Here is a 26,315-nt window from a genome sequence, read left to right on the forward strand (position 1 = left end):
CGTCGTGCGCTGTGCACTGCGACGACGCCATTGCGCTGGCGCATCGTCGATCTCGAGGTCGACGACCCCGACCACGCCTCTCCTCGCAGCCGCCTGAGAAGCCTCGGCAACCCAAGTGTCGAGCAGCTCAGCTGATACTTCGCCAACTCGTGCCGATAGCTCGATCGCGGCAGCTTCTCGCAATACACACCCCATGTCGGCCGGCACTCCGAGCAATTGAGCTGCAACGGTATTGAACCAAGCAGCATGCAGATCGCCGCTGATCAGCACGACCGCGGTATCTCCGACTCGGAGGAGGTCCGCCGTTGGCTTATCGGACCACAGGCCGTCGCGGAAGCCGTATCCGACGAGCACTGATCCGTGTGGTTCGGGTGACCCAGAGAGGTGGTCGCGCACGATAGCGGCGGCATGGGCGGCGGACTCGGCTGCGGACACATCCACGCGTCTTCTTGCAAGGGCCCACTGGTTCATGTGGATGTGGTGGTCCCATAGTCCGGCGCCGACGGTGCGACCATCGACAGCGATGCGTTCGGCGTTGGCCGCAGTGTCGCGCAGAACCGATGATCCGGCGGGAGTGATTGCCGCGATACGACCGTCGCGGATCAGGAGGTCGCGCAGCTCAGGGGAACGCCACATCACGCGAGCATCGGCCAAGATGAGGTCGGTCATAGATTCTCCTCGGACAGAGCTGGGACTCTTGCCATTTCGTCGGCGAGTGCAGGCTGCGAATACGGGCCGCTCGCGCGCAGGCCGTTGACGATGTTGGAGCGGACTTCTGGCGATTTGTTCTGACTCAGCTTGAGGCGTGCCTCGAAGCGAGTGATCCGCATTCTCAGGCCGACCGTACCCTGCGCAACGCCGCGGGTGAATTCCTCCTGAGTCGAGATGGACTGTGGTTCCGGCATCGGTGCTTCGAAGGTGTCGACCAGTCGTGTGAGCACCTCATAGTTTTCGGCAGGCGACAACAGCTCGGGGACGCCGTACAGGTGCGCTGTCACGTGGTTCCACGTCGGAATGATGTCGTCGGGGTCGTACCAGCCGGGGGAGACATAACCATGTGGGCCCTGGATGATCAGCATCATTTCGCGTTCTCCGAGTTCGAGGTTTTGATCGTCTGGTTTGCCCACATGGCTCACTATGCTGATGCCCTCGGTGTCTGAATTGTCGAGCAGCACCGGGTAATGCGACGCAACGATGCCTTGTGAGGTGTTGGCCACGAATGTGCCCCATGGGTTTTCGCGGACGAGCCTCTTGACTTCAGTTTCGTCGGTCGTGATGAAGTGTTCGGTCTGCAGCATGTGTACTCCTGTTGTCTCAGCCGGCCAATGGATCTTCTCGGCGCCGTCGCTGCTTGTCCGGGTCGGGGTAAGGTACGGCGCTCAGCAGGCGGTGGGTATAGGGGTGTTGTGGCGAGGAAAGGATCTGGCTTCGCTCGCCGTGTTCGACGCTGACTCCTTCTTTCAAGACGAGTACTTGGTCGCACAGTGAATCCACGACGGCCAGGTCGTGGCTGATGAACAGGCATGCAAAGTGCAATTCGTGCTGCAACCGTCGCAGTAGGTCGAGTACGGTTGCTTGAACGGAGACGTCGAGGGCAGATGTCGGTTCGTCGGCGATCAGCAGCGACGGATCGAGCGCCAGTGCACGGGCGATCGAGACCCGCTGGCTCTGTCCTCCCGAAAGCTCGTGGGGGTATCGGGCCGACCAATGGGCTGGCAATTCGACTGATTCGAGGAGCTTCGACACGCGGTCGGAGAGCTGCGCACTTGTCAGCGAGTCGTGTACACGAAGCGGTGCTGCAATCGCCTGGCCGATCGTGCGACGCGGGTCCAAGGCTCCGGAGGGGTTCTGGAAGACGAATCCGATGTGCGACTTGAGCTTACGCATTTCACGGCGGGACAGGGCGCTGATGTCTCGTCCGCTGATGGTGATGCGGCCACCTGAGACTGGTGCGAGGCCGATGATGCTCTTTCCGATGGATGATTTGCCCGATCCTGACTCGCCGACGAGACCGAGCATCTCGCCTTCACGAATGCGAAAGGAGACATCGTCAACTGATCGGATATTGCGCCCTCGACGCCCTCGATATTCGACAGTGAGATTCTCGATTTCAAGCACAGTCCGTTCGTCCTCGGGAAGGTGTTCTCGCTGCCCTGCCCCGATCCGAGGGACAGCAGCGAGCAGGGCACGCGTGTATTCGGCCCGCGGTGCAGAGAAGAGCTGCCTTGAAGGAGCCGTCTCTTCAACACGGCCGTCGCGCATCACGACAACCCGGTCGGCGAAATCGGCTACGACCCCCATGTCATGAGTGATCATCACGATCGCAGTCCCAAGCCGTTCCCGGAGGCGGTGGAGCACATCGAGGATGTCACGTTGAACTGTCACGTCCAGCGCAGTCGTCGGTTCGTCCGCGATGAGAACTGCGGGGTCGCAGGCGAGCGCGATCGCAATCATGACGCGCTGGGCCTGACCCCCTGACAACTGGTGGGGATACGAAGCGAGTTTGACTTCGGGCTCGGGTATCTCCACCAGTTTCAAGAGCTCGACAGCCCGCTGCGACCGTTCTTGTTTCGACATCTCACGTCGGTGATGGCGGAGCATTTCGGTGAGCTGGTAACCGACAGTGAAGACCGGATCGAGTGCGCCGAATGGGTCTTGGAATATCATGGCGGCCAATGTTCCGCGCACTGAGGCGAGTCCGGCGGGTCCAGCCCCGATCACGTCGACGCCACCGATGCGAATTTCGCCGGCAATCTCCGCATTGGGAGGCAGCAACCCGAGAGCGGCCAGTGAGGTGACACTCTTTCCCGATCCTGATTCGCCCACGATCGCGAGTGCTTCACCTGCAGCTAAGTCGAAGTTCACACAGCGGACTGCCTCGATGAGCTGGCCCCCGACGCGGAAGCCGACGGAGAGGTCTCGGACGGAGAGCACGGTCGTTGATTGGTTCTCACTCATTGTCTTCTCTGTCACGGTAAGCCTCCCAGTCGTTGAGGATCTGGCGATGGTAGCCTTCGAGCCAATCCATGTATCGTGCCGCGTTTCGAAGTCGCTTTCGTGGCGATTCGGCTTCGTCGGGGAGTTCGCTGAGCCCGGTTTTGAACGCTGCCGACATGCGCCGGAGGTAAACGCGCTCACCTGCGAGGAAGGCGCCCCACGCGTCGTCCTCGACACGGAAGTAGTGTCGTCGGTCGCCGGTCACAGTGTGCCGTTTGATGAATCCGACTGTCTGCAGTTCGCGCGTGGCAGTGGAAACGGAGCCTGCGCTGGCACCCAGCGCCTGCACGATCTGTTCCGACGACAGGTACGGCTCATCGACGATAAGCATCAAGCCGAGCACTCGGCCGACCATACGCCCGGCGTTCATAGCCGAGAATGCAGTCGCGAAATCGTCGATGAATGCCCGAGACTCCTGCGTGAGTTCAAGTGGGGCCGTGGAGTGGGAATCAGTCATAGGGACATCTTTTCAAGAATCGGCTGGGGATTGCCCGAATGGAGCGCCTCCCGGTATGTATCTAAGGGCCAGTGAGTCATTCCGCCGATACTGACGGACGTGATCTCACCGGCGTCGTCTCGCTCATAGCGGATCGACTCCCCAGTCGGACCGAAGCCGGGCATCAGTTCTGTGCGGATCGTGTCTTCGTCGATCAACAACGTCTGATGGGCCTTCGCCGGGTCCGGCTGCCGCGGATCGATCGCGAGGAGTCTGCCGCCGAACGGGATGATATCGACGACTCCCCACATGCAGGCGAAACGTCCGGAATATTCTGTGAGATCGCGGTCGGTCTTCGGACTCGTCTCATCGAGAGCAAGGTCGATGAGCGAGAAGAGTCCGGTTGCGAACGGATCAGCGTGACCATCGATCGCATTGGTGAGAACGCTGACAGCGATCCCGTCATGTGGGTCGATCCAGGTCCTCGTGATGTGACCGGGGTAGCCGCCGCTGTGACCGATGACCTCCCGATCGCCCAGGCTGCGCAGGTCGAAGCCGAGACCATAGCGACCGACGACCTCATCTCGCGGTTTCACCCGTGATTCCTCGCGCTGCATCATCCGTTTGCTCTTGTCGCTGATCAGCGACTCATCGCCGAAGCTGTGAGCGGTTGCGTACCGAGTGAGGTCGGCAGCTGTGGAGTACCATCCGGTGGCAGGCGACATTGCGCGAGTGTCGACGTGGCCGATCCTCTGACGGGGATCTGCAGGAGTGAGTCGTGCAGTATGGCCCGCCGCGAAGTCTTCGGCACGGTCCGCCACATATTCCGGACCGAAGTCCTTAAGGTGGAGGCGGTTGACGATCTCCGTCGTGACATATTCGTTGTACGGTCGGTTGGACGCGGCTTCTATGATTGCGCCGAGCAGTGAATAGCCGATATTCGAGTATTTGAAATGCTCATTGGTGCCGTAGACGGTGCCTTCGGCGCGCAGGCACTTGATCAGTGCCTGGCGATCAGGGAAATCATAGCCACGCTGCCAGAAGTCGGACTCGGTACCGTCACGGATCACGCCGCCCTGATGCCCGAGGAGTTCGCGGATGGTGACGCGTCCAGCCTCTGTCCCTTCGAGCTCGGGGATGTGGGAGGCCGCAGTGTCATCGAGCCGCAGGCTTCCCGACTCGGTCAGTTGCATGATCGCGGTTGCCGTCATGGTCTTCGAGTGTGAGGCGATGCGAAACAGATGTTTCGTGGTCATCGGCACCCTGCTCACGGAATCTGCATCTCCCCACGCGGTGTTGAGGACCAGGTCGCCGCCGACCCGCACTGAGGCCTGGAGGCCCGGAGTCCCGGTGTACTCTCCTCGAAAGGCGAGCCAGGATTCGAGGTATTGGGAGATGGAGCGTATCGCATCTGCAGGGGTGGCGGTCATTTCCGTCCTTTCGGGTCGAGGGCGTCACGAAGAATGTCACCCAGGGTGATGAGACTGAGCACGGTCAGGGTGAGGAAGAGCCCCGGATACAACAGCAGGTGCGGGGCCGTTTGAAAGTACGATTGTGCGGTGGCCAGCTGGAGTCCCCAAGAGATGGAAGGCGTTCGAAGGCCAACTCCGAGGAATGTCAGTGTGGACTCGGCCACGATGACGTTTCCGACCATTGTGGTCACGATGGCCAGCACCGGCCCGAGAGAGTTGGGAACGACGTGCTCTCGCAGAATCCGTCCGTCCGTCATACCGACCGCGCTCGCTGCATGAACGAACTCGCTTTCACGGACGCTGCGTACAGAGCTGCGGACGAGACGGGCGAGTGTCGGCCAGGTGAAGAGGGCGAGTACAAGAGCGACGATTAGAGCGGATCGAGTTGCCACACTGTTCAGCACCACGATTGCGCCCAGCAGGAATGGGAAACCGAGGAAGACGTCGGTGAGTCGCGAGATGATGCGATCCGCAAGGCCGCCGTAGTACCCGGCACTCGTGCCGAGGACCAGGGCGACGATGGCGCATAGTGCAGTCGCGACGAATCCGATCAGCAGTGAAGTCCGCGCGCCGTAGAAGACATTCGCCAGGATGTCACAACCCTGGATATCGGTTCCGAATGGGTGTGCCGCACTCGGAGGCTTGACACTGAGCGACAGTTCACACGCTCGTGGGTCTGAAGTGCTCAAGAGACCCGCGAGAGTTCCGGGCATGATGGCGATGACCGCGAGCAGGCCCAAGGCCACTGCACAGATCCAGAACAGAGGTCGTGAGCGCAGGCTGGCCCAGACGCTACGATTCGCGTCTGCTCCGGTCAGCTCTCTCTGATCGACGAATTGCTCAGTCATGTCGGATCCTCGGGTCGAGAGCGGAGTTGATGAGATCAACGACGACACTGATGACAAGGAAGATCACAATGAGTGCAGTGCCGACACCGACAACGGTCGGCCCCTCATGTGTGCGGATACCGTCGAAGAGAAGCTGACCGATCCCGGGGAGATTGAAGATTCCCTCGATGACGACGGTACCGCCGAGGAGAAACCCGAGATCGATGGCCAGGAACGTGAGCACTGGGGCGACGGAGTTGCGCAATACGTGAAGTCCGACGATCGAGCTGTTCGGCATGCCCTTGGCCACGAGCGTGCGCACGAAATCGGAGCGCATCGTATCGACGACGCTGCCGCGCATGAGTCGAGACACCGCAGCGAGTCCGAATACCGCGATGACAACTGCCGGCAGCAGGTAGGCGGTTGGCCACCCATCGGAGACACCGGCGACCGGAAACCACCCGAGCTGGAGTCCGAAGAGCAACTGTGCTGCGACTCCGAGCACGAACACCGGTATTGAAGTCGCGATGATCGTTGCCGTGAGGATCGTGCGATCGACGGCCCCTCCCGGGCGCAGTCCGGCGATGAGGCCGAGACCGATGCCGATGATGATCTCGATACCCCATGCCGTCAGTGCGAGCGTGATGGTCACCGGCCACCGTGCCGCCATTCGCGAGGACACGGATGCGCCATCGAACGTCGTACCTAGGTCTCCGGTGAAGAGGCCGCCGATGTAGCGAAGGTACTGCAGCCAGATGGGATCGTTGAGATTGTACTGATCACGTAACTGGGCGACCACGTTGTCGGGTAACGGCCGGTTGCCGCCGAGCGCTGCAATGGGATCGCCTGGAAGCGAAAAGACCATGAGATAGATGAGGAATGTGACCCCGACGAAGACGATCGCCAGTTCGAGAATCCTTCTGGACGCGTATCGAATCATTGGTCGCTCTCGTCGACGATGAGTGCGGCGATTTCAAGTGTCGATGCGTATTGGACCCCGACCAGCTGTTCGATGGGCAAGGTCGTCAGATCACGCACGGACTCGGCCTCGGCGAGCCACGATTCGTAGGTCTCCTCGAATTCATCGCAGATCCGTCGGAGGCGCGGGTGTGCCGTTCCGGCGTACACCTCGGCATGAAGGGCACGCAACAGCATCCCGCCGTACCGCAGCCGAAAGCACCGCACGAGATCGTCATTGGTGAAAGCTTCGGCGACGGTCGCTTCCCGACTACTCTCCGGCCATGCGGCCCGTCGTGCTTCAGCATCTCCCGTTTCGGTCATCAGCGGTACAAAAGCGCGAGTTGCGCGCAGAAACGGTGTGTTCTGGTGAAGGTGAGGCTCTGCCGAATTCAAGACCCGCTGAAGTTCTTCGCCGAGGTTGTGCAGTCCTTCTGCTTTTTCAGCGAGCACGTCGTCGTATGAACGACTGCTGGGTGCGTTGTCTAGGGCGTCGGGATGTGTCCAATAGGGCAACTCTGCCACAAAGGTGAGTGATCCATGGCGTGCGACGTAGTCGGCGCTGCTTCCGCCGCCGATGATAGCGGCCGGGTCGAGGCCTTGATTCTCCAGGTCGTCGTACCGTTCAAGGCTCAGCGGAGCGTGGTAGACCGCCGCACCGTAGGCATAGGCATCGGCAGACTCGGGTTCACCGGTTTCGAGCGGGAGGTCGAAGTGGGCGGGAATGTCATGGAGCGAATCGACGGCGCCCGGAAGGTGCCGATTGAGGTAGTAGTAGACGCCTCCTAGCTCGGCATTGTGGAGGCCGACCAAGAGGATCGGTGAGGTCTCATCGATCAGTCTCATGAGAGCGAATGTTTCAGGGATGACGGCATCGAAATGGGCGCGTTTGTAAGTGAAGGGAAATGACCATTCGATCTGCTCATCCGGTGCGGGCCGGTAGAAGTGTCGAGCGTAGTGGGTGCGTCGCGACGGATCTGAGAACCAGCCTTCGTTGAGGCGAGTGCCATCAGGGTCGATGCAGGGGATGATATGCCACGTGAGGCCCATTACCGTTGAAGGATCGTCGACGAGGGCATCTGCCAATCGTGCTACGGTGTGAAAACCGATCGGCTCGTTTGGGTGAACGCCGCCGACGACAATGACGTCCCGTGTGCCGTCTCCGATGATGAACTCGTGGATAGCCTCTCCGAGTCGGGAAGTTCCGATGCGTCGCTTGTGAACACCTGGCTCATGTTCGGCCCGGTCATCGAAATCCTCCAGCAGTTCGTCGACCTTCGGAAAGGACGTCACCGGGTCGAATTTCTCAGCTCGTCCAAGGATTCTCGAGAGCCGAGGATTCGACGTCTTCTGTGTCTGCATTACGTCCTGGTCCTTTTTGATGTGTCGGTGGAATTCGGGCGTGGCTCCCGGTGGGCTCCTGGGGCGCAGGCTCAGTCGGTGAGCTTGACCTTCGTTAGCTGCGGATTGCCGACCGGTGACGTGGGGAGATCGGCGATCTTGTCCGAAGTGACATAAGAGTAGGTCTCGAAGAACAGGGGAGGTGCCGGGAAATCTTCGAGCAGCAGATCCTGGACGTCTGCATATGCCTCGCCGGTACCGTCGTCATCTTTGTCCGCCTTTCTGATCGCTGCAGTGACTTCGTCTGTGTACCAGGGAACGCAGTTTGCACATCCTCCGTTCTCGACGAACAGAGGGCGCAGCGTTGCCTGCTGGCTCGGGTACAGCGCACCCCATCGTGAAAAGAACGGACCGTCGACCTTCTCGGCGGTTCGGTTGTCGAGGAACTCAGCCCAATCGGCACTCGGTCGGGCTGTCACGTCGATTCCCAAGCTCTGGCGGAGATTGTTCGCAATCGCGTTGTAGAGATCATCGTCGCCGCCACCACCCGGATAATAGATCTCCATCGCACCGTCGAAGCCTCCAGCCTCGTCGAGGAGCTTCTTCGCTGACTTCGGATCGTACTTGCAATAGTCGCCACACAGGCCGTCGGGGGTTCCTGGCTCAATCGAAGGTGTGAAGGCATCAGCGGGAACAAACTGCCCGCCATAGATGACGTCATTGATGGAATCCCGGTCGATGGCCATTGAAATGGCCTGTCGCACTTTTACATCCTTGTATCGTTCGTCCCACAGCGGGAGACCAAGGAATGAAATGCCTGGTGCCTCAAAGGTGTACAGACTGTCACCGAAGTCGGCTTCTGACTGGGGAAGACGATTCGGAGGGACGGATGCTACGTCGAGGTTGCCAGCGCGAACATCCGTGTACGCCGTGGAGAGATCGGTGTAGGGCTTGAAGGTGATGGAATCGACGGTGGGGTCATCGCCGGCGTAATCGTTGTTGGCGGTGACTGTGAAAGGTTGGTTCTCGGTGTAGTCACCGTCCATTTCAAACGGGCCATTGCCGACAGGATGCTTGGTGTAGGCGTCGAAATCCTTCATGGCGCTTTCCGGCATTGGAAACATGGCGGTCTGCGCTTGGCTCACTTGCAGCGGGAACTGGCTGTCGGCGTCTTTGAGCTCGACTTTGAAGGTGAGGTCATCAACGAGCTGGAGTCCGGACATCTCCGTCGTTGACGGTTTGCCCTTCTCGGGATTGAGGTCATCAAACCCCACAATGTTCGCCAGTTGTCCCGCATTCTCAAAAGCGTTCGGTCCATAAGCCGCGGCATTCCACGAATCGATATAACTCTGTGCGTTCACCGGCGTCCCGTCGTGGAACGTCCACCCATCCCTCAAAGTGACCGTCCACGTAACTGAATCGTCGCTTTCGATCGATTCCGCTTGGATGTAGTCGATCTTTCCGTCCGCTCTGACGAAAGTCAGAGGCGACCACACGGCTGCACTGAAGTCGAAAGCCACAGACTGTCGTGCGGGAACAAGGGTTGTCGGATCGGTGACACCGACGCTGATCGAACGGTCGCCCTCACCGGAACCGCCACTCGAACAGGCAGACAGTGTGACAGCGACTGTCAATGCGGCAACTATGGAAAAGCGCAGTGTTCTCATCGAATCTCCTCATTGAAATGCGTGCAGCACCGCTGTGCAACCGACACTGCGCTCCGCAACCCTGCGGCGATACCTATAGCCAACACCGTAGAATCGCGTTAGTCAATAGGGAATCCTCAGAAAGTTCAAAAAATATTAAACAGTCAAGGCAGACGGCGGCCAGGGGTGGACGCTGAGAGTCACGCTCAGATAACGGGCTTTGGGTCGATATCGGCAATATCATCGGCCATTTGACAGCCACGGTTAGCACGCTGCAGAGCGTCGTCGTAGCCCAACTGGGGAGTCGTTCGATCGGGAGGCCGGCAATTGCAGGCAGCTGAGGATCATTGTCGAGTTCCAGGCGCCAGTACTTTTCGGCCGCATCAGCGATTCGTTGGTTAGATCCAGGATGGCTAGGATCGATCGACGACATGATCTCTTCTTCTTTGAGAATGCTGTCACCCAGAAATGTGACACAATATATCGCATGTCTAGCAACGGATGATAAGCAACAACACAAATGACGGTTCAAACGTTGAAGCGTTGAGGTATTCTCCTAAACATGTCATCAGAACTCCAACGGTTGGTCGACAACCTGGGCACCCGACTGCACCGGTCCGTAGCCATTGATGATCCAAAATTGCGACTGATGGCGTATACCGCCCACCAGACGGAGGTCGATACAGCCCGCACCGGATCAATCATGCAAAGAGACGTCCCCCGGACATTGCGCGAGTATGCCTACGAATGCGGCGCTGACGCCGCTATCGACCTGTTCGAGCTCCCGGCGCGACCAGAACTCGGCGTGGACATCACCCGCGTCGGGATGCCTATTCGGCATCAGAAAACATTATTAGGATTCCTCTGGCTGCTCAATTCTGAAGGCAATATTGACGCCGAACAAGCTGACGCCCTGCGCCAAGCGGCCGAAACTGCCGGGTTGATTCTGCACCGAGAACATCTTCTCGGAGAGCTCGCTCGCGGACGCGAACGCGAACTCACCCGTGATTTGCTCACCGGCGATGCGACGACATGCGCACATGCGGCTGAGCAACTCATCGCTGAGAACCTGTTCGTCTCCCAGCCAGTTAGCAGCTTAGTCGTGCAGCTGACTTCAACCGACGAGAAGCTGACCGACCAGGACCACCTCGCACTTGCGGCTGGGATGGAGTTCGGGCGCAAGCGCCTCCCTCAACGACATTCCCTGACACTTGAGCGTGCAGATCATGCCATCCTGCTGATCGCACAGAGTGAGACGCTTGCCCGAGCACCCAGCCTCGAGTTTGGCACGGCCATCCGCGATCACGTTCTCGCAGAAACAAGAGAAGAAACCAGTTGCTGGATCGGAGCCAGCGGAACCTGCCAGATTCTCCAAAGTGTCAACTTAGCCTATACGCATGCCCGTCGAGCGGCTGAGGTCGCGCAAATAGTACGAATACTCGGTCCAGTAGTGCACCATAACGACCTCGGAATATACGGCCTACTCGCTGAAATGCCTATCGAACAACTCACCACCAATATACCCTCTGGCCTACGCAGGCTTATTGATTCCGCGACCACCACGAACGACGAATTGGTCCGCACGCTTGAAATCTTTCTCGACAACGCAGGAGAGGTGAAGCGCACATCTGAGAAGCTGCATATCCACCGCACGAGCCTATACTACCGACTCAAACGTATCCAAGAGACTACTGGGCTGAGCTTGTCTTCTGGTGATGACCGCCTCAATCTGCATCTGGGTCTGAAAATCGCCCGCCTCATCGAGTATCGGTGATCGACCTTCTCGTGAACTCCCTGAACTCTCTGCGTAAGACCAGGCTGGCGATCCTTTATCATTTGCCAAGTGGGGCTGACAGGCGCTGGTGTGGCGTCGAGTATCCGGTGCACTTGGCGTGCACCTGTTGTGAATTCGAGGACCAAGTCAGGCCTCCTGTCTAACCCTTGATGCACCGATCTGCTTGATGTCCGGGGGCTCACTCGAATTTGAGCTCGGACACGACCAATGGGCAGGAGGTAGTGCCCCGGTCTCTCACCGGTCTCTTCCACATAAATGTTGCCCAAGGTCTCCTCCAGGCCCTGCGGCGTCATGCTCGAGCAGGAGCGGATCGGTCAGGACAATACTGTCGTCGGTGGACTCAGAGCCGCTCTCCATAGTCGTGCGAATTTCGTCGCCCACGGCGACCGTCTCGGCAGGTGCAGGACCAACTTCCTGGCCCGGTGGGCAATTCGGGCCGGGATGCTGATGATGCGTGTGCGCAGTGTTTGGGCTCGGACTTTGGTCATTCGTCCGCCGATGAGTCCGGCCGCAGCCCGCAACAGGTTGTGAGCGATCGCGGCGATGACCACCCAGGCGGCATTGGCGTTGAGCACCCCGGAAGGCATATGCGCCAGCGCCCCGTTCTTCAGCTCCGTATTGACCTGTTCGATGATCGCGTGCTTGCGATGCACTTGATCGGCAGCGACAGTGTCGAAACGTTGCCGGTCAACGGTGGTGAAGAATGCGTGGTAGCGGAACAAGTCGAACAAGGGGTCCTGCCCAGCAGTGCGTTTGGTCTCGTTGAGTTCCGGGATGCCGCGAACAACCAGACGGCCCGTAGCCTGCAGGGACTTCTTCTTCGAGGTGAACGGGACTTCGGCGACTTCAGCCGTCGAAATCCAGGCCCCGGTCTCTTCATCGTAGATCGCCTCGGGATAGGCGATGTCAGTCCAGGCATCGTCGCTGATCGCCTGGATCGCTGCTGTGACCTTCTTGTCCATGCATGCTGTGATCGACATATCCGCCCCGGCATCTCGGGCGGCTTTGACTACTGCTGATGAGTAGTATGCCAAGTCAGCCCTGACCAGGACAGGGAGGCCGGAATTGATTCGGGTCGTGGTGGCCAGGGCATCGGAGACGAATTTGTCAGTACCCCAGGCTGACGAGGTTGAGCCTTTGCGCAGGCGCTGGCCGACGATGATCTGGCTGGAGTCGCCAGTCGACGTGGTCGCCAACAGTGCGTTGAGCCCACGACTGCCTTGGTAGCCGAACCTGGCTCCCTGCTTCGACGCGGAGTGAACATCGATGACGGAAAGGGTGCCTCCCGGCACGGAGTGCTGGGGGAGCATCGATATCGACGAAGATCATCGAAGCCTGTGCGTTGTCCTGGTCGGTGGGAAGCAGCGGTGTGTGCTCGTTGAGGTTGGTCAGGAAGCGGGAGGAGAGATTGCGTCGAGTTGCCTGACGTGGCCGAAGGCGAACGATCGCAGGAACGAACCCAGAGTCGAGGGCGCGTAGACACGGTGAACCTGTCGTCGGCGATGTCGACTAGGCCGGCGTTCTGGGCCGGCGCCATGATCGGGGCCAGCCCTGTAGCGGCGGTGAGGTTCTCATCATCGAAGGAATGGGACACGGCTGCGGCGATGTGATTGAATAGCACCTGAGAGGTGCCCCTTTCTGGGTGGGATATGGAGACTTCGAACACCACCATTTACCCAGTTCAGGAGGGGCATTTCCATTTCACACGCAACCTGGAACAGCTACCCGCATCGGTGCATCAAGGCTAACCTTGTTGTCTGCCAAAACATAGTTCAATGGATCACTCGGTGAGCGCGTAGCGCCGACCGCAGCATCTCTTGGTCAGCTGTCCCCGCCTTGATCGGTACGGACGCAGCAACGTAACCGTCCGGACGAATGATGTAGAGCCGATCGGAATGCAACCGTCGATGAATATCAGGGCCGAACTGATATGGGCCGTCGAACCAGCTGGGGACGTCCGGGCGAGAAATTGAGCTGCCGCCATAACTATGCAACTGCCAGGTGAATGAACGCAACGATTCGAGATTGCTGTTCGCCCGTGGCAGTCGCAAACCGACCATCGTATCGTTAGCCCAGCCTGGGCTCTCCGTTTCGGCGGGGAGGAAGTGATAACGTATTCGGTATTGTCCCAGTAGCCCCCCAGCTCGCGCTCCCAAAGCGCCTCGGAGGATTTTCGGGGCAAGGCGGGCCATGACCGCGCCGATCCCCCGTCGCATCAAGGCAATCCCTCTTCCTCGGCGGGCAATCACGCCAAAGGCCCGGTCAGTGACTTTGACGAGTTTGATTGCGACGGGCCTGCGCTCTTTCTCGTAACGGTCCAAGGACTGCTGGTCCACGTGCTCATGAGCCACGTCAGCGAGGAGGTTAGCCAAATTGTGTGAGTCCTGAAGACCAGTGTTCATGCCCTGGCCTCCAACCGGGGAATGGACGTGCCCAGCGTCCCCGACCAGAAACATCGCCCCTCTTCTAAATCGTGAGGCCACTCGGTGGTGGACTCTGTAGCTCGAGAACCAATCCACATGTGTATGACTGATTCCCAGATCGGACTGCGCGCGGGCCAGAGCAGTTTCCTGATCGATCGACTCGCCCGGCACCATAGAGATGATCCGCCCGTGGCCATCCGGACCAAGGGGTAGTAGAACTGCGAATGATGTGTCTCCGAATCTCGTTGCCAGGGTATTTTCCGGTAGTCCCGAAACACCGTACAGATCGGCGACGTAGAAAGTCGCACCATTGGTGACGCCTTCGAAAGACGCCCCGATCTCCTGACGAATGGTCGAACCAGCACCATCGGCACCGATGCACCACCTCGATCGAATACGGAACAGCCCGTCTGGACTTTCTGCCAGCGCCTCGACACTGCCGTCGTCTGCTCCACCATTATTGATTACGGCGACCAGTCGACATTGCCACCGTACTGACGCGCCTGCCTCATCGAGCGCCGAGGACAGAAGCTCTTCATTGCGACTCTGCTCGAAGATCTGAATGCCCGGGAAATCAGTCGAACCTGACTGCGTCGATTCCAGGCTGAAACCGAGAAGACCTGCGTCTTGGCCAATTTGCATGCGAGCTGCCGGATTTCCGCCGTCAAGTATTTCCTGGACGATCCCAAGCTGATCATAGATCTCCATCGACCTGGCTTGCACGGCTACGGCCCTCGACTCCCGGGTAGGTCCCGACTTGCTGTCGATCACCACAGCCGGAATCCTCCGCCGAGCCAATACCAATCCTGCCATCAGGCCACTTGGGCCGGCACCCACGACCAAGACTTCGGTATCAATTACTGGGAGATCACGAACGGTCACTGTGGCCACGAGCCACCCCCTCTGTTTGTGCTCGACACGTGTTGCATGCCGATGTCGAAACCCGAGACTCGGGCTACATGACTATTCTCGACGGTCTATATCATTAAGTCAACATACGTTGACTTCAAGTATGATGATGGCATGGCAAAGAACGGAAAGCGCACTGGCCGACCAGCCGGCATGGGCGACAGGAACAAGCAGCGCCTGCTCGCTGCGGCTCGTGAAGAGTTCTCATCGCGGGGATTCCGCAGTGTCACACTGCGTTCGATCGCTGCTCAAGCTGGAGTGGATGTCGCGCTGATTGCGCGTCATTTCGGCAGCAAAGACGGACTTTTTGCCGCCACAGTTGAATTGCCGGAGTCGGCGGCCGAAATAGTGACAACGGCGCTGTCGAGTCCGCTTCACAGTCAAGGAGAGCGGCTGACTCGCGCATACCTCGGTCTGTGGGAGGATACCGCGACGAGCGCGCAGATGCATGCATTGGCTCGAGCATCGGTGAACTACGAAGGCACTGGTGCGCGATTAGGGGAAGCACTCATGGGAGCGGGCGCTAGCCCCGAAATCGATTCGCTCATTTCCGATCGTCGAACGGGATTCAGTTTCGCCGTGACTCAACTGCTCGGCGTGGCTATTGCTCGATACCTCACTCGGATTCCATGTATTGCCGAGCTCGATTTTGAGACCCTCGTGTCTCACACTTCTCCGGCAGTCCAGGTGCACCTGAACACTGCATGTTGAGAGAAGACCGATTCCAGAGAGCGAAATGCCGACTTTGAAGTTGCGCGGATAGGGAGTGAAACCTCGAATCACGCTCTCGGGTGTGTCGCTAAGGTGAGCACGAGAAAGCGTCAGCTTCGATGCAAGTGCGAACTAACCAATCGAAGACAAAAGGACGACTTCCCCGTGCCCACATTCCCATCTTCTGTCATCGACCCACTATGGCACTCCTGCCGTCGGTCAACAACGCTCATCCTTTGGGCTGCTGGCGCCGCCGACGAGTTCCGGACTGGATCGTGTTCACCAAACTCGTCGACCGCCTAGGCCTCGATGGCTCCTACACCAAACACGCTGATGAGAGGGTTTCTGCGGCGACGTTACGAACCCGCAGGCACGAATGGTTCCGTGCCGGAGCCTTCACTGCACTCGAGTCGATCGTGATCGACTCCTTCGACGCAATCATTGGCCTTGATCTGACTCATCTCAGCATCGATGGGTGCTGCGTGAAAGTTCCCTGCGGTGGTGACAACGCCGGTTCGAACCCGACCGATCGCGGCAAATCCGGACAGAAACGATCACTGCGGACCGAGGGACACGGCATCCCGATCGGGCTCGTCCTCGATGGCGCAAACCGACACGACTCACCACTGCTGGCACCGACCCTGGACTGTCTGTCACGGTTCGGGTTCTCTCTTTCCGAGCGTATCCGTATCGACCTCGATGCCGGATACGATTCGGCGAAGACTCGAGAGTTGCTGACTCTACTGGGATGCGAATGGAAGATCTCGCCGAAAGAGAGATTCATCGAGATCAACCTCATCAGGCGATGGATGATCGAGCGGACGAATTCGTGGCATACACGCGGATTCGGGCTTCTTCAGATCGGGCTCGATCGGACAGCGGGGGTACAGTCCGCGTGGGTTCGGTTGGCAAACGCGATCATCATAGTCAAACGATTGCTCAAGGAAGCTTGGACTCGGTGTAGATGGGAATCGCGGCCCGTCAAGCAGTACGATTGTCGGTAGCGCCCGATCCGCGTAACCTCTTAGTCACAAACAGTGTGCACTGGGCCAGCACCTACTTGGCGGCCGCAAACCTCTCTTACCTTTTGCGGCACCTCACGGCGCATCGCGCTGACACTGAGCCACCGTTTCGAGTGGCGACTCCGCAGGCGGCGGCATGACCGCGAAATTGCTCAGTTTTCTGAGCATCTGGTGACCGGTGGTCTGACTATCGGCATTGCGGCGCCGCATTGATGTTCGAATATCCTTGAATAACAGCGGGACTGAGGTCAGGGCGGGTCAATGGCGCAATACTTGGTGGTGAGCTACAAGTTCTCGCAACTAGGCATCGGTCGCCGAACAAATCCATTGAGGCCGCCATATCTGGACGAGGGAACTGGCCAGCTCCTCAGTGTTGACGACCTTCACCTTCGAGACGTGACGTGGGGCTATCAGATTCGATGCCCGCCTCCCCGCATGGATCTCATGTGTACAGGGGAGGGTGCCGGAAGAACCTCAGGCGACGGAAGGGTGTCTCTGGCATCCTAACCTCTGGGTTTCATGAATGGAGCCCTCCAGCAGGCGAACGTATACAAGAAAGATGCCTCTGACCAGTAGGAATGGTGTTTGCGACAACAACCACAGCCTCTGGATTGATAGCACCTTCCTGGTGAAATCTACTCCCACCTGCCCGGCACTGCACATCCAGTCCGGCCCGTGAACACCTGTGCCCAAGCTGGTGGCCTTCGCATCACCGAAACCATCCGCGCATTCGTCCTCGACCAGGCACTGAAAGAATCATTAACGCCGTGGAAGAAAGCCGTGCACCACTCATGACCCGGCCAAATCGCCGAACTCATGCGATCGCGCAACACGAATCGTATACGGCAGATGATCAGATAGCCCTTGTCAAACAGGTCCTCACCCAATTGCCCGGGCGCCCGCTCGCGCCCGGGCGTTCAGCTACGGTTCACCGACGTCGATGGATACTGGTTGACGACGTACGCGGCGAACACTCGGGGCCCTCAGTTGGCGATCTCGAGGTCCGGCATCGGTCCCGAGCTCGGTGTAAGGATCACATCCGGATCGCGAAGGATTCCGGCCTGGGCATCTTCCCCTTAAAGGGGATCGACCAGAACCGCATCTGGCTTGCTATTGCCGCCTTTGCGGGCGAGATTTCCGACTGGCCGGGACTGCTCGGCTTCGGTGAGCATGAAGAGCGTCGGTGGGAGACGAAGCGCCTGCGCTTGTGCTACTCCGGGCTGAGTACTTTGTGGTCGTGGTCGGTCGAGTCGGGAAGGATTCCGGGCCGGCGGCCCGGACCAGCTGTGGGAAGTCACCCCATGAAAAATCGAGGTAGGTATTGCGGCATCACCGGAGACACCTGGCCGCATTCTTCTCGGGTCGGAGATTCGCACTATTTGCAGCTTCACAGACTGGTGAGCGCACCCAGCAGCAATAGTCATCTCCTTCTTGTGTGGGGACAGTCCGCAACGCAGCTCGGGACAGGCCTGTCGTGAGCTCACCAACCCTTCGGGCCGGTGAGCCGGAATGGAACTCGACGCAATGGCTATGAGGGTTTCCGTAAACGGCGATTACAGCTTTAAAGCACGAGCCTAAACCTAAACGCTGACCTAAATCTAAACGCTGAGGAAGACTGACTCAGCTACTGCATGTCGGTATCAGAACTATTGCGTCCGTGCCGTCTACCAACTGCCTCGCGGAGACGAGCGTGTTCACTCCGAACGAAGTCAGACTCAGACGCCATGTCGAGATCAGTCGAACAGCCAAGTACTGAACTGATTTTCCAGCCCGGCGATGCGACGGCTGGCGGCCGGTTGTGGAATTCCGTTGCCTGCTGCTCAGAACGTAGTGTTGCCGTGTTTACTGACCGCGGTAAAGGTGCGGCAGGCTTCAACCAGGTCCGTCACCACCTGGTATGCGTTTTCGATATGAAGATGGAAGGAAGCGTCTTCGACTGCATGAGCAGACAGATGCAGACTGGTTCACAGCAAACTGACGAGAGAATGGATCGATCCGATGAACAGACGACCAGTGGAAATCCTGGCAACGATGACATTGACCCTGGCTCTGGCCGCCGGCTGCTCACCCACCGGCGCACAATCGGAAACTGCCGGCCAATCACCGACACCGGACCGAACCCAACAGCAGGAGATCACTGCCGATCTCAAGACGCTTGAACAGGATTTCGGGGCACGGATCGGAGTGAGCGCCGTCGACACAGGAGACGGTTCCACCATCGACTACCGGGCCGATGAGCGCTTCGGCTTCGCCTCTACGCTCAAGGTGTTCGCGGTGGCTGAGCTGCTTGCGCGCACAGCAGACGAAGAACTCGATGAAAGGGTGACATGGACCCAAGCTGATGTCGACGCAGCCGGATGGACTCCGGTGACTGAGAAGCACGTCGACACTGGACTGCCATTGGCCGACGTTGCTGAGAGCGCAGTGCGCGTCAGTGACAATGCGGCGATGAATATCGTCCTCAACGAGATCGGGGGGCCCCAGGGGCTGGATGAGGCTCTTGAAGATGCCGGCGATCCCACTACCGAGGTCATCGACGGGGAACCGGATCTCAACGACATCGAGGCGGGTAGCTCCGATAACACGACGACCCCGGCAGCCTACACCTCCGACTTCCAGGGGCTGCTCGATCCGGATCGTCTGGCTGACGGCGATCGCCAAGTGCTGCTCGAGTGGATGTCAGACAACGAGACTGGTGATTTCCTGATCCGTGCCGGTGCACCGGAGGGATGGACGGTGAAGGACAAGTCGGGGCGCTCCGACGCCATCCAGAACGATATCGCCGTCGTCTATCCTCCGGACGAGGACCCCATCGTTATCACCGTGTTCACCGAAAGTGACGACTCAGACTCGGAGGAAGGGCCGGCCCTCATCGAGGCAGCGGCAGAGACAGTTCTCGGTGCCTTCGAATGATAAGAACGGAACGGCATGGTAAGAGCTGAAATGCATCGAAGCAATGCGAGAGCAAGCCTCTGGCTAACGTTGGCCCAAGTGTTCGCCGAGCAAATACAATTGGTCCAAGTCGCTTTTGTAGCGACGACCGGTTGAATCCGCCGAGCCTCGCGGGCTCCGAGTGGTTAGCCACGGGCTGACGCTTCAAAGCGCAAATCAGCGACCGGCGTTCTGATTGACATACTCGGCACTGGAATAGCTATACGGTGAACACTAGGGGTACGATAATGGCGACGACGATCCCCGTCCAAATCGGGGATGCGATATCGAAGCCCTCTCGCGGCACCTCCGCCTCTCAAGTGGAGCGATCAGCTACCCTACGTGAGACGGGCGGGATTTAGCGGCATACAAGCAAGCCGCAAAAGCTTTGTACTGCGCTCTCTGTTACAGCGGTCACCCTGATTGGGTTCGTGTGTTGTTATCTCATGTTCGTCTTGCACGAAAATTCGATGCTCAGGATCGTTCATGTGGCTGACGTTCGATAAGTGATCCCCTTTGAGTCATTCGTGTGAACGAGATCGGCGCGATAAGCGATGATGACCGCATGCACGCGGTCGCGGGCATCAATCTTTGTGAACACTCTGCCCACGTAGCTTTTGACGGTCGATTCCGCGAGGAAGAACTGTTCTGCTATTTCGGAGTTCGTCATGCCGTGCCCGATCGCGATGAGAATCTCTCGTTCGCGAGTAGTGAGCCGCTTCACAGAGGTGCGGTCCTGGGCTGACAACTGCGAGGGAGGATGCCGTCCATGCGACGCTAGTCGGTCGATCAAACGGCGGGTGGCGGCGGGCGCAATCACGGCATCGCCGACCGCTACCGCGCGGATTGCTGATAGCAGGTCGGACGGATCAGCATCTTTAGTGAGGAATCCGCTGGCCCCCGCTTCGAGACCAGCGAGCACGTACTCATCGAAGTCGAAAGTCGTGAGAAGGAGTATCCACGGACCGCTCGTGGTGGCCTTCTTGCTTACGATGTTCCGTGTTGCTGCGATGCCGTCCATACCAGGCATGCGGATATCCATGAGGACGACGTCTGGCTGAAGCTCTTCAGCTTGCCAAACCGCCTCGTTGCCATCGCACGCCTCGCCGACAACGTCGATGCCACTCTGACCAGCAAGGAACATCTTCATGCCCATTCTTTGCAACGGTTGGTCGTCTGCGATCAGGATCGTTATCGTCATGGCCTGGGTCTCCGTCCTGCGCTCACGGTTCGTGGTTCCGATCGTCAGGAATTTGTGCCAGTACACGCCAACCGACTCGGGTGGGGTACGCCTCGACCGTGCCGCCGTAGGCCTCAGCACGCTCTCGCATCCCCAAGATGCCGTGACCCGGTTCGGCGGGGGCGGCGCCCTGCATAGACATCGAGCCGATACCGTTGTCGTCGACAAGCACCACGAGGGATGCGTCTTCGAAGGCGATCCTGATAGTGACGTCTGTCTGAGGGCCGGTGTGACGCAGGACGTTGGTTAGCGACTCCTGCACGATGCGGTAGGCGACGAGTTGGCGCCCCGGCAGAATTCCTTCGAGGTCGCCGGAGCGTTCGAGGACAACACGGACACCTGCCGCCCGGACCGTGTCGACGAGCGCGGCAATGTCGGCCAGTCCGGGCTGGGGAGTCAGGGAGGCGCCGTCCGGACTCTGGTCGTATCGGAGCACCGCCAGAACGCGCCGAACTTCCCGAACGGAGGACCGGCTGATCTCCCCGATGGTGTAGAAAGCGCGCTCGGCGTCAGGCGGTGAGTTTTTCACAGCAACGGTACCGCCGTTGGCGAGCGAGGTGATCACGGAGAGGTTGTGTCCGATGATGTCGTGCATCTCGTGCGCGATTCGCGATCGTTCTGTGATTACAGCTTCTCTGGCTGCCTCCTGTCGGTGAGCGATGAGCGCCTGCCTGCGGTTGTTGATCTGCAAACCGACGAGGTATGACGCTGAGGACACGGCTGTCACGGTCAACGATGAGAGAATCCGATCCAGAAGCTCGACGGGCATAGCATCGACCGGGGCGACGAAGGCGGCGAGCCCCACCACCGCGATCATCGCCCCGACGGCCCCGATGTGTCGACCGCCTTTTCGAAGCCCGACATTGAACAGCACGATCCACACGGCCATGTACATCCAGGCAACGCCGACGTCCGTGAGACCTGAGATGACAGCTCCCCACACGGCCCCGGCCAGGACGATGAGCAGCGCGGCAAATGGCTTACGGCGCCGCAGCACAACCCCGGCGAGGATCAAGAGCACAACCCCCGCCAGATCAACTTGCGGGGTCGTGCTGATCGAAATGGCCGCCAGTGCGACTGCCACGGTGACATCCCACCAAAGCGGGTGGCGCCGATCGAAGGCACGCACCCGCTGCAACAGTCCTGCCATCGTCGTCATTCTCACGCCAGCCCGGACGATCAGACGTCTCGCCTCTTCAAGAGCCACCAGGTGGCGCCGCCGAGCGCGGCCAGCCACGTCAGCAGAACGACGACAGCCACGCTGACCCCATACGGTTCAGTGGTCAGCCCGGCCGCCCGCATCACGTTGACCGCTGCCAGAGGCATGTAATCGACGATGCCCACGAGCCCTTCGGGCAGGAACGCGGGGAATATCTGCGGGCCCAGTTGGAACACGCCGAAATACAGCGCGATAGCGGCGGCAGCGTTACGGAGGAGTCCACCCAAAGCGAGTCCGAACAGGACACCGTAGGGCAGCACGAGGGTGCCTCCGAGAACGCCCCAAAACATGTCGGGGTCGAACAACGATAGCCCCCGGGCCGACGGGACGGTGCCTGCGATCTGCAGCATCGTGTACATCAGCACTGACGTCAGCGCTCCCAGCACTATTGTCACCGCGGTGAGAACCGCGGCTTTGGCGAGGAGCACCCCTGTACGGCGCGGCGCGGCCACCATGGAGGGAAGGATCGAGCCGGTGCTGTATTCGCTGGTGATGGCCAGCACTCCGAGAATGACCAGAACGAGCATCCCCACTGGGTAGACCGCGGTCCAACCGAACGGAACGTCCCCGGCGCCGTCGTCGCTGCCGAGGGCCTGTCCATCGATGATCATGTAGGAAGACAGGCCGATGATCAGCGCGAAGGCCGCAGCCAGGGTGATTCGGAGCGAGCGGACGGACCACAGCTTGGTCCACTCGGATCTCAGCAAGCCGACTGTGGTGATCCGCGCGGTCCCAAGGTCTTCGCGCATAGGCGCGGATTCGATTGTGGTGGTGGCGGTCATGCTGCCACCACCTCCCGATGGTGAATGCCATATTCGACGGTACTGCGGGTGATCTGCATGAACGCTTCTTCCAGGGACAGCCGGTGGGTGGTCAGCTCAAATAGTGTGATCCCTTCTGCTGCGGCAATCGTGCCGATCTCCCGGGCGCTGCGCCCCTGTACGACGAGAGTCTCCCGATCGGTGGACGTCACTCTCACGCCGGTCCCCTGGACAGCCGCAGCGAGCGCCGCGGCGTCAGATGACACCACATGAGCGGTGCTGGGCGCGACGGAACTGACGATGTCCTCCACCGATCCGGCAGCGAGCAGTCTGCCCTGCCCGATGACGACCAGGTCCTCGGCGATGAGCGAAAGTTCGCTCATCAGGTGCGAGGAGAGGAAAACCGTCCGTCCTTCCCGGGCGAGGTCAGAGAGCGTCTCGCGTATCCAGAGCACTCCGTCGGGGTCCAGCCCGTTGACTGGCTCGTCGAGGACGAGAACCTCGGGGTCACCCAGCAGCGCAGTAGCTATGCCGAGGCGCTGGCTCATTCCGAGAGAAAAGCCGCCGGCTGGCTTACGGGCCACGGAGGCCAGCCCGACCATCTCCAAGACCAGGTCCACGCGCTTGTTTGGAAACCCGTGGGTCTGAGCGACAGCTAGCAGATGGTGATAGGCGCTGCGCGTTGGATGCACCGCTCGGGCATCGAGCATTACGCCCACATGCCGCAACGGATCGGGAAGGGTGCGGTAGTTCTTTCCTCCTAGGGTAATCCTCCCAGCCGTGGGATTGTCCAGGCCGACGAGCATGCGCATTGTGGTGGACTTGCCTGCACCGTTCGGCCCGAGGAATCCGGTGACAGCTCCGGCGCGGACGGTGAAGGAAAGGTCATCGACAGCGACCTTGTCGTCGTATCGTTTGGTCAAGTTCTCTGCATCAATCATGGTTACACGCTATTTCCCGTGAGGAACCTTTCGTATCTAGCCGTGGTACATACTTGCTAGCCGCTGTCAGTACCACAGGCTGCCTACCGTGGTACTACACCAGGGCAACGGGTGCGGGGTTCGGTGGCTCGCGACGCGCCTCACCACTGCACCTTCTTCAGCCCGCGCGTCAGGCGTTGGCGGTAAGTTGTTTGTTGGATGCACCCTTTTTTCTTGCTGACCTCGCCGAAGTCGCTGCGATGGCTGCGGCGATTGCGGCTCCGATGGCTGCGATCGTGAATCCGGCGACGTAACCGTTGATTGTGGGCATTGCTGCTCCGACGGGGGAACTGGCTACGAGGACTGCTGAGATGGTGGGAGAGGCGATGGATCCACCGATAAGGCGGGCGAGGCTGTTTATGCCGCTGGCGGTGGCGGTTTGGTCTGGGCGTACGTGTTCGACGGCCATGATTCCAAGGGCCGCGAATGCTAGGCCGATGCCGAGTCCAAGGATCGTCGTCCCGATATAGATATTGACTTGTTCGTTGTGGAACAGTGCGACGAAAACGAGCGCGATGGCTGTGCAGAGACCTCCGAGCGCTACAACGGCGGATGCCGAGAACCGTTTGATGAGGCGTCCAGAGACCAAAGAGATCCCGAGCATGAGAATCGTCGTGGGCATCAAGAAGATGGCTGCGCCCAGAACGGTCGCGCCGAAACCATACCCGGCGGTCGTCGGAGTTTGTACGAGATTCGGGACGAGCACGAAAGCACCGAAGAGGCCGAATCCAAGAAATAGCGATGCGAGCGTGGCACCTACTGTGCGTGGGTCGATGAGCATTGCAATATCCACGATCGGGTCACTGACTCGACGTTCGACAATGACCCAGAGAGTTCCGAGGACAATAGCGGCACCGAACATGCCTAGGGTCGCTGCTGATCTCCAGCCCCAGTCAGGGCCTTGACTGATGGCGAGTAAGAGGGCCACGAGCGCGCTGCTGAGTAAAATTGCGCCAGGAATATCAAGGGTTCCTGAGCGGCGGACATCAGTCGAGGGGATGCAGGTGAGAGCGAGTATTAGGGCGAGGACGGAGAGCGCGGTGATGATCCAGAATAGGGGGGCGTAGCCGGGGATGAGGGCGGAGATCACTCCGGCGAGGAGCAGACCGACGCCGTTGCCTGCGCCGAGTGTGGCCGAGACGATGCCGATGCCGGAATGTATCCGTTGAGGTGGCAGGTTGGTGCGTAGTAATCCGATCGCGAGTGGTATCACGGCCGCGGCGAAGCCCTGTAGCACGCGCGCGATGATGAACACCGGGAGCGAGGTCGATAGCGCACCCAAGATGGAACCGACGGTCAAGAGGGCGACGACGACGGTGAGGACAACCTTGTGGCCGAGCATGTCGCCGAGTCGCCCGGCGATCGGGGTTGCGATCGCGCCGACGAGCAGGCTGGCCGTCAATGCCCAGGAGACCGACGTGAGGGGGGAGTCGAAGGCGGTCACTAGCCTGGGAAGGATCGGGATAACGACGGCCTGCTGCAAGGCTGCCACTGCTGAGATCAACGCGAGCGCAGCTACCAATAGTTTGGAGCGGGCGCCGGTCAGCGCGGGGGCATCGGAAGTCTTCATGAGTTGGTTCTCTCCTTGTCTCGGGAGTCCGGGCAGGCTATACTCGGACAAGTAAACCATATACCTAAGTTAGGTATTAGTTCAAGGAGAGGTGCCGATGTCACAGTTTGAGCGAGATGTTTGGCCCTTGCTGCAGCAACTTGGTGCCTTGCTGAGCAAGTCCCAGTTGTTTGAGTGGGCTTCGGCTCGTTCGGGTGTCTCGATCGAGCGCCCGTCTATGACGATTCTGGTCACTCTGAGGATGGGCGGGCGGGCGATGCGTGTGGGTGACATTGCTCAGCAGATGGGGGTTGAAGGGCCACACGTTACTCGTCACGTTAATATCTTGCAGCGGTGCGGTCTGGTGGAGAGGGTTGTGGACACCGCCGATGCCCGCGCTCGGCTGGTTAACTTAACCGGAAGTGGGGCAATGGTGGCCGAGAACTATCAGGATGCTTTGTTCGGCCTCCTCGATGATGTGATCGAAAATTGGGACGAAAGTCAGCGTGAAGCGTTTACGGATTCACTACGAGTCCTTACCGACGGCATTAGCAGTCAGCTGCAACGACATTCGATTGACTGAGCTGACCATGTTCGACCTTGGTGACTCAGGCCGTCTGGATCCGGATATACGCCTGACCCATCTGCCAGCATCGGTGGTCACAATCTCCAGTACGAGCTCGCGTGAGACGATCCAGTTCACGGATCGCAGCGACTACGTCGTCAATATCTTCAGCCTGCTTGGTCAACAATCGCGACACGGTTGGGTCGGAGGCCACGGGGCCGAACGGTGTCGGTTGTGATCGTATGTCGGCGATATCGGATATGCAGTCTCCGTCGAGCGCGAGGGCCGTCGCGATGTCGAGGACGACTTTTGACAGGTCGTGTTGGGAGCGTGGTGGCAGCTATGCTGACTGGGCTTCGGCGAGTTTGCGGTCGAGGTAGCTGCTGTGGATCGTTTCCCGGAGAAAAAATGCTCCGGACGGAGAAACCAGTGTCTCGCAAGTGGGATCGATGGCAATGCTGGCAATGAGGCTACGCCTCACTTGAGAAGTGCCATTCTGTACGGTGGAGCTTGATCTTCGACAAGCCAAGAACC

At 59.4% G+C, this 26,315-nt stretch carries 19 protein-coding genes and 4 pseudogenes; 6 read left to right on the forward strand and 17 right to left on the reverse strand.

Annotated elements, in window-relative coordinates:
• The 10 genes and pseudogenes from EB835_RS19235 to EB835_RS19275 all read right to left on the reverse strand — a co-directional run.
• Window positions 1-669 (reverse strand): amidohydrolase family protein (locus EB835_RS19235; RefSeq protein ID WP_168216793.1); only part of this gene is annotated, 669 nt, incomplete at its 3' end.
• Complete coding sequence (locus tag EB835_RS19240) at window positions 666-1,298, reverse strand: FMN-binding negative transcriptional regulator (RefSeq protein ID WP_135811054.1); 633 nt, start codon at window positions 1,296-1,298, stop codon at window positions 666-668. The genes EB835_RS19240 and EB835_RS19235, both read right to left, overlap by 4 nt.
• A 16-nt stretch (window positions 1,299-1,314) precedes the next feature.
• Window positions 1,315-2,118, reverse strand: coding sequence for an ABC transporter ATP-binding protein (locus EB835_RS20875; RefSeq protein WP_346763169.1), 804 nt, complete (start codon window positions 2,116-2,118; stop codon window positions 1,315-1,317).
• A 9-nt stretch (window positions 2,119-2,127) separates the two neighbouring features.
• A pseudogene (locus EB835_RS20880) lies at window positions 2,128-2,958 on the reverse strand (ABC transporter ATP-binding protein); the annotation flags it as partial.
• Complete coding sequence (locus EB835_RS19250) at window positions 2,951-3,454, reverse strand: GbsR/MarR family transcriptional regulator (RefSeq protein WP_135811056.1); 504 nt, start codon at window positions 3,452-3,454, stop codon at window positions 2,951-2,953. The gene EB835_RS19250 and the pseudogene EB835_RS20880, both read right to left, overlap by 8 nt.
• Window positions 3,451-4,863, reverse strand: coding sequence for a serine hydrolase domain-containing protein (locus EB835_RS19255; protein ID WP_135811057.1), 1,413 nt, complete (start codon window positions 4,861-4,863; stop codon window positions 3,451-3,453). The genes EB835_RS19250 and EB835_RS19255 overlap by 4 nt, the downstream gene beginning before the upstream one ends.
• Window positions 4,860-5,753 carry an ABC transporter permease gene (locus EB835_RS19260; protein ID WP_135811058.1) on the reverse strand — a complete coding sequence of 298 codons (894 nt, stop codon included), beginning with the start codon at window positions 5,751-5,753 and terminating at the stop codon, window positions 4,860-4,862. Before EB835_RS19260 ends, EB835_RS19255 begins: the two co-directional genes overlap by 4 nt.
• Window positions 5,746-6,672, reverse strand: coding sequence for an ABC transporter permease (locus EB835_RS19265; protein WP_135811059.1), 927 nt, complete (start codon window positions 6,670-6,672; stop codon window positions 5,746-5,748). Before EB835_RS19265 ends, EB835_RS19260 begins: the two co-directional genes overlap by 8 nt.
• Window positions 6,669-8,051 (reverse strand): murein peptide amidase A, encoded by a 1,383-nt coding sequence (locus EB835_RS19270; protein ID WP_135811060.1) that lies wholly within the window; start codon window positions 8,049-8,051, stop codon window positions 6,669-6,671. Before EB835_RS19270 ends, EB835_RS19265 begins: the two co-directional genes overlap by 4 nt.
• Window positions 8,052-8,122: 71 nt before the next feature.
• Entirely contained in the window at window positions 8,123-9,697 is a 1,575-nt protein-coding gene (locus EB835_RS19275) for a peptide ABC transporter substrate-binding protein (protein ID WP_135811061.1), read from the reverse strand.
• Between the two features lie 541 nt (window positions 9,698-10,238).
• Between EB835_RS19275 and EB835_RS19280 the strand changes: the two genes are divergently transcribed.
• On the forward strand, window positions 10,239-11,450 hold the full coding sequence (locus EB835_RS19280; protein WP_135811062.1) for a PucR family transcriptional regulator: 1,212 nt from the start codon (window positions 10,239-10,241) through the stop codon (window positions 11,448-11,450).
• Window positions 11,451-11,785: 335 nt separating this feature from the next.
• Here EB835_RS19280 and EB835_RS19285 read toward each other — a convergent pair.
• Window positions 11,786-13,065: pseudogene (locus EB835_RS19285) on the reverse strand (IS1380 family transposase).
• A gap of 178 nt (window positions 13,066-13,243) precedes the next feature.
• On the reverse strand, window positions 13,244-14,785 hold the full coding sequence (locus EB835_RS19290; RefSeq protein WP_346763168.1) for an FAD-dependent monooxygenase: 1,542 nt from the start codon (window positions 14,783-14,785) through the stop codon (window positions 13,244-13,246).
• A gap of 132 nt (window positions 14,786-14,917) precedes the next feature.
• Here EB835_RS19290 and EB835_RS19295 point away from each other — a divergent pair, with 132 nt between their 5' ends.
• From EB835_RS19295 to bla, 4 genes and pseudogenes are all read left to right on the forward strand, one after another.
• Window positions 14,918-15,514 carry a TetR/AcrR family transcriptional regulator gene (locus EB835_RS19295; protein WP_135811063.1) on the forward strand — a complete coding sequence of 199 codons (597 nt, stop codon included), beginning with the start codon at window positions 14,918-14,920 and terminating at the stop codon, window positions 15,512-15,514.
• Between the two features lie 165 nt (window positions 15,515-15,679).
• Window positions 15,680-16,518, forward strand: a pseudogene (locus EB835_RS19300) (transposase).
• A gap of 927 nt (window positions 16,519-17,445) precedes the next feature.
• Window positions 17,446-17,768, forward strand: a pseudogene (locus tag EB835_RS20725) (IS1380 family transposase); the annotation flags it as partial.
• A 799-nt stretch (window positions 17,769-18,567) separates the two neighbouring features.
• Window positions 18,568-19,449 carry a class A beta-lactamase gene (gene bla, locus EB835_RS19305; protein WP_240688869.1) on the forward strand — a complete coding sequence of 294 codons (882 nt, stop codon included), beginning with the start codon at window positions 18,568-18,570 and terminating at the stop codon, window positions 19,447-19,449.
• A gap of 502 nt (window positions 19,450-19,951) precedes the next feature.
• On the opposite strand, the gene EB835_RS19310 is transcribed toward bla, so the two are convergent.
• The 5 genes from EB835_RS19310 to EB835_RS19330 form a co-directional block, all read right to left on the reverse strand.
• On the reverse strand, window positions 19,952-20,668 hold the full coding sequence (locus EB835_RS19310; RefSeq protein ID WP_135811065.1) for a response regulator: 717 nt from the start codon (window positions 20,666-20,668) through the stop codon (window positions 19,952-19,954).
• Between the two features lie 22 nt (window positions 20,669-20,690).
• Window positions 20,691-21,857 carry a sensor histidine kinase gene (locus EB835_RS19315; protein WP_168216794.1) on the reverse strand — a complete coding sequence of 389 codons (1,167 nt, stop codon included), beginning with the start codon at window positions 21,855-21,857 and terminating at the stop codon, window positions 20,691-20,693.
• Between the two features lie 29 nt (window positions 21,858-21,886).
• Window positions 21,887-22,708 carry an ABC transporter permease gene (locus EB835_RS19320; protein WP_135811067.1) on the reverse strand — a complete coding sequence of 274 codons (822 nt, stop codon included), beginning with the start codon at window positions 22,706-22,708 and terminating at the stop codon, window positions 21,887-21,889.
• Window positions 22,705-23,628, reverse strand: a complete 924-nt coding sequence (locus tag EB835_RS19325; RefSeq protein ID WP_135811068.1) for an ATP-binding cassette domain-containing protein — start codon at window positions 23,626-23,628, stop codon at window positions 22,705-22,707. The genes EB835_RS19320 and EB835_RS19325 overlap by 4 nt, the downstream gene beginning before the upstream one ends.
• Window positions 23,629-23,797: 169 nt before the next feature.
• Complete coding sequence (locus EB835_RS19330) at window positions 23,798-25,237, reverse strand: MFS transporter (RefSeq protein ID WP_168216795.1); 1,440 nt, start codon at window positions 25,235-25,237, stop codon at window positions 23,798-23,800.
• A 97-nt stretch (window positions 25,238-25,334) separates the two neighbouring features.
• On the opposite strand from EB835_RS19330, the gene EB835_RS19335 reads away from it, so the two are divergent.
• On the forward strand, window positions 25,335-25,799 hold the full coding sequence (locus EB835_RS19335; RefSeq protein ID WP_135811070.1) for a MarR family winged helix-turn-helix transcriptional regulator: 465 nt from the start codon (window positions 25,335-25,337) through the stop codon (window positions 25,797-25,799).
• Window positions 25,800-26,315 lie beyond the last annotated feature (516 nt).

This window comes from Brevibacterium sp. S22 (genome assembly GCF_004745485.1).
Lineage (GTDB): Bacteria > Actinomycetota > Actinomycetes > Actinomycetales > Brevibacteriaceae > Brevibacterium.

Coding starts and splice junctions, on each gene's coding strand:
- EB835_RS19240 (WP_135811054.1), bottom strand. CDS start 1,298: ATGCTGCAGACCGAACACTTCATCACGACCGACGAAACTGAAGTCAAG.
- EB835_RS19250 (WP_135811056.1), bottom strand. CDS start 3,454: ATGACTGATTCCCACTCCACGGCCCCACTTGAACTCACGCAGGAGTCT.
- EB835_RS19255 (WP_135811057.1), bottom strand. CDS start 4,863: ATGACCGCCACCCCTGCAGATGCGATACGCTCCATCTCCCAATACCTC.
- EB835_RS19260 (WP_135811058.1), bottom strand. CDS start 5,753: ATGACTGAGCAATTCGTCGATCAGAGAGAGCTGACCGGAGCAGACGCG.
- EB835_RS19265 (WP_135811059.1), bottom strand. CDS start 6,672: ATGATTCGATACGCGTCCAGAAGGATTCTCGAACTGGCGATCGTCTTC.
- EB835_RS19270 (WP_135811060.1), bottom strand. CDS start 8,051: ATGCAGACACAGAAGACGTCGAATCCTCGGCTCTCGAGAATCCTTGGA.
- EB835_RS19275 (WP_135811061.1), bottom strand. CDS start 9,697: ATGAGAACACTGCGCTTTTCCATAGTTGCCGCATTGACAGTCGCTGTC.
- EB835_RS19280 (WP_135811062.1), top strand. CDS start 10,239: ATGTCATCAGAACTCCAACGGTTGGTCGACAACCTGGGCACCCGACTG.
- EB835_RS19295 (WP_135811063.1), top strand. CDS start 14,918: ATGGCAAAGAACGGAAAGCGCACTGGCCGACCAGCCGGCATGGGCGAC.
- bla (WP_240688869.1), top strand. CDS start 18,568: ATGACATTGACCCTGGCTCTGGCCGCCGGCTGCTCACCCACCGGCGCA.
- EB835_RS19310 (WP_135811065.1), bottom strand. CDS start 20,668: ATGACGATAACGATCCTGATCGCAGACGACCAACCGTTGCAAAGAATG.
- EB835_RS19315 (WP_168216794.1), bottom strand. CDS start 21,857: ATGGCAGGACTGTTGCAGCGGGTGCGTGCCTTCGATCGGCGCCACCCG.
- EB835_RS19320 (WP_135811067.1), bottom strand. CDS start 22,708: ATGACCGCCACCACCACAATCGAATCCGCGCCTATGCGCGAAGACCTT.
- EB835_RS19325 (WP_135811068.1), bottom strand. CDS start 23,628: ATGATTGATGCAGAGAACTTGACCAAACGATACGACGACAAGGTCGCT.
- EB835_RS19330 (WP_168216795.1), bottom strand. CDS start 25,237: ATGAAGACTTCCGATGCCCCCGCGCTGACCGGCGCCCGCTCCAAACTA.
- EB835_RS19335 (WP_135811070.1), top strand. CDS start 25,335: ATGTCACAGTTTGAGCGAGATGTTTGGCCCTTGCTGCAGCAACTTGGT.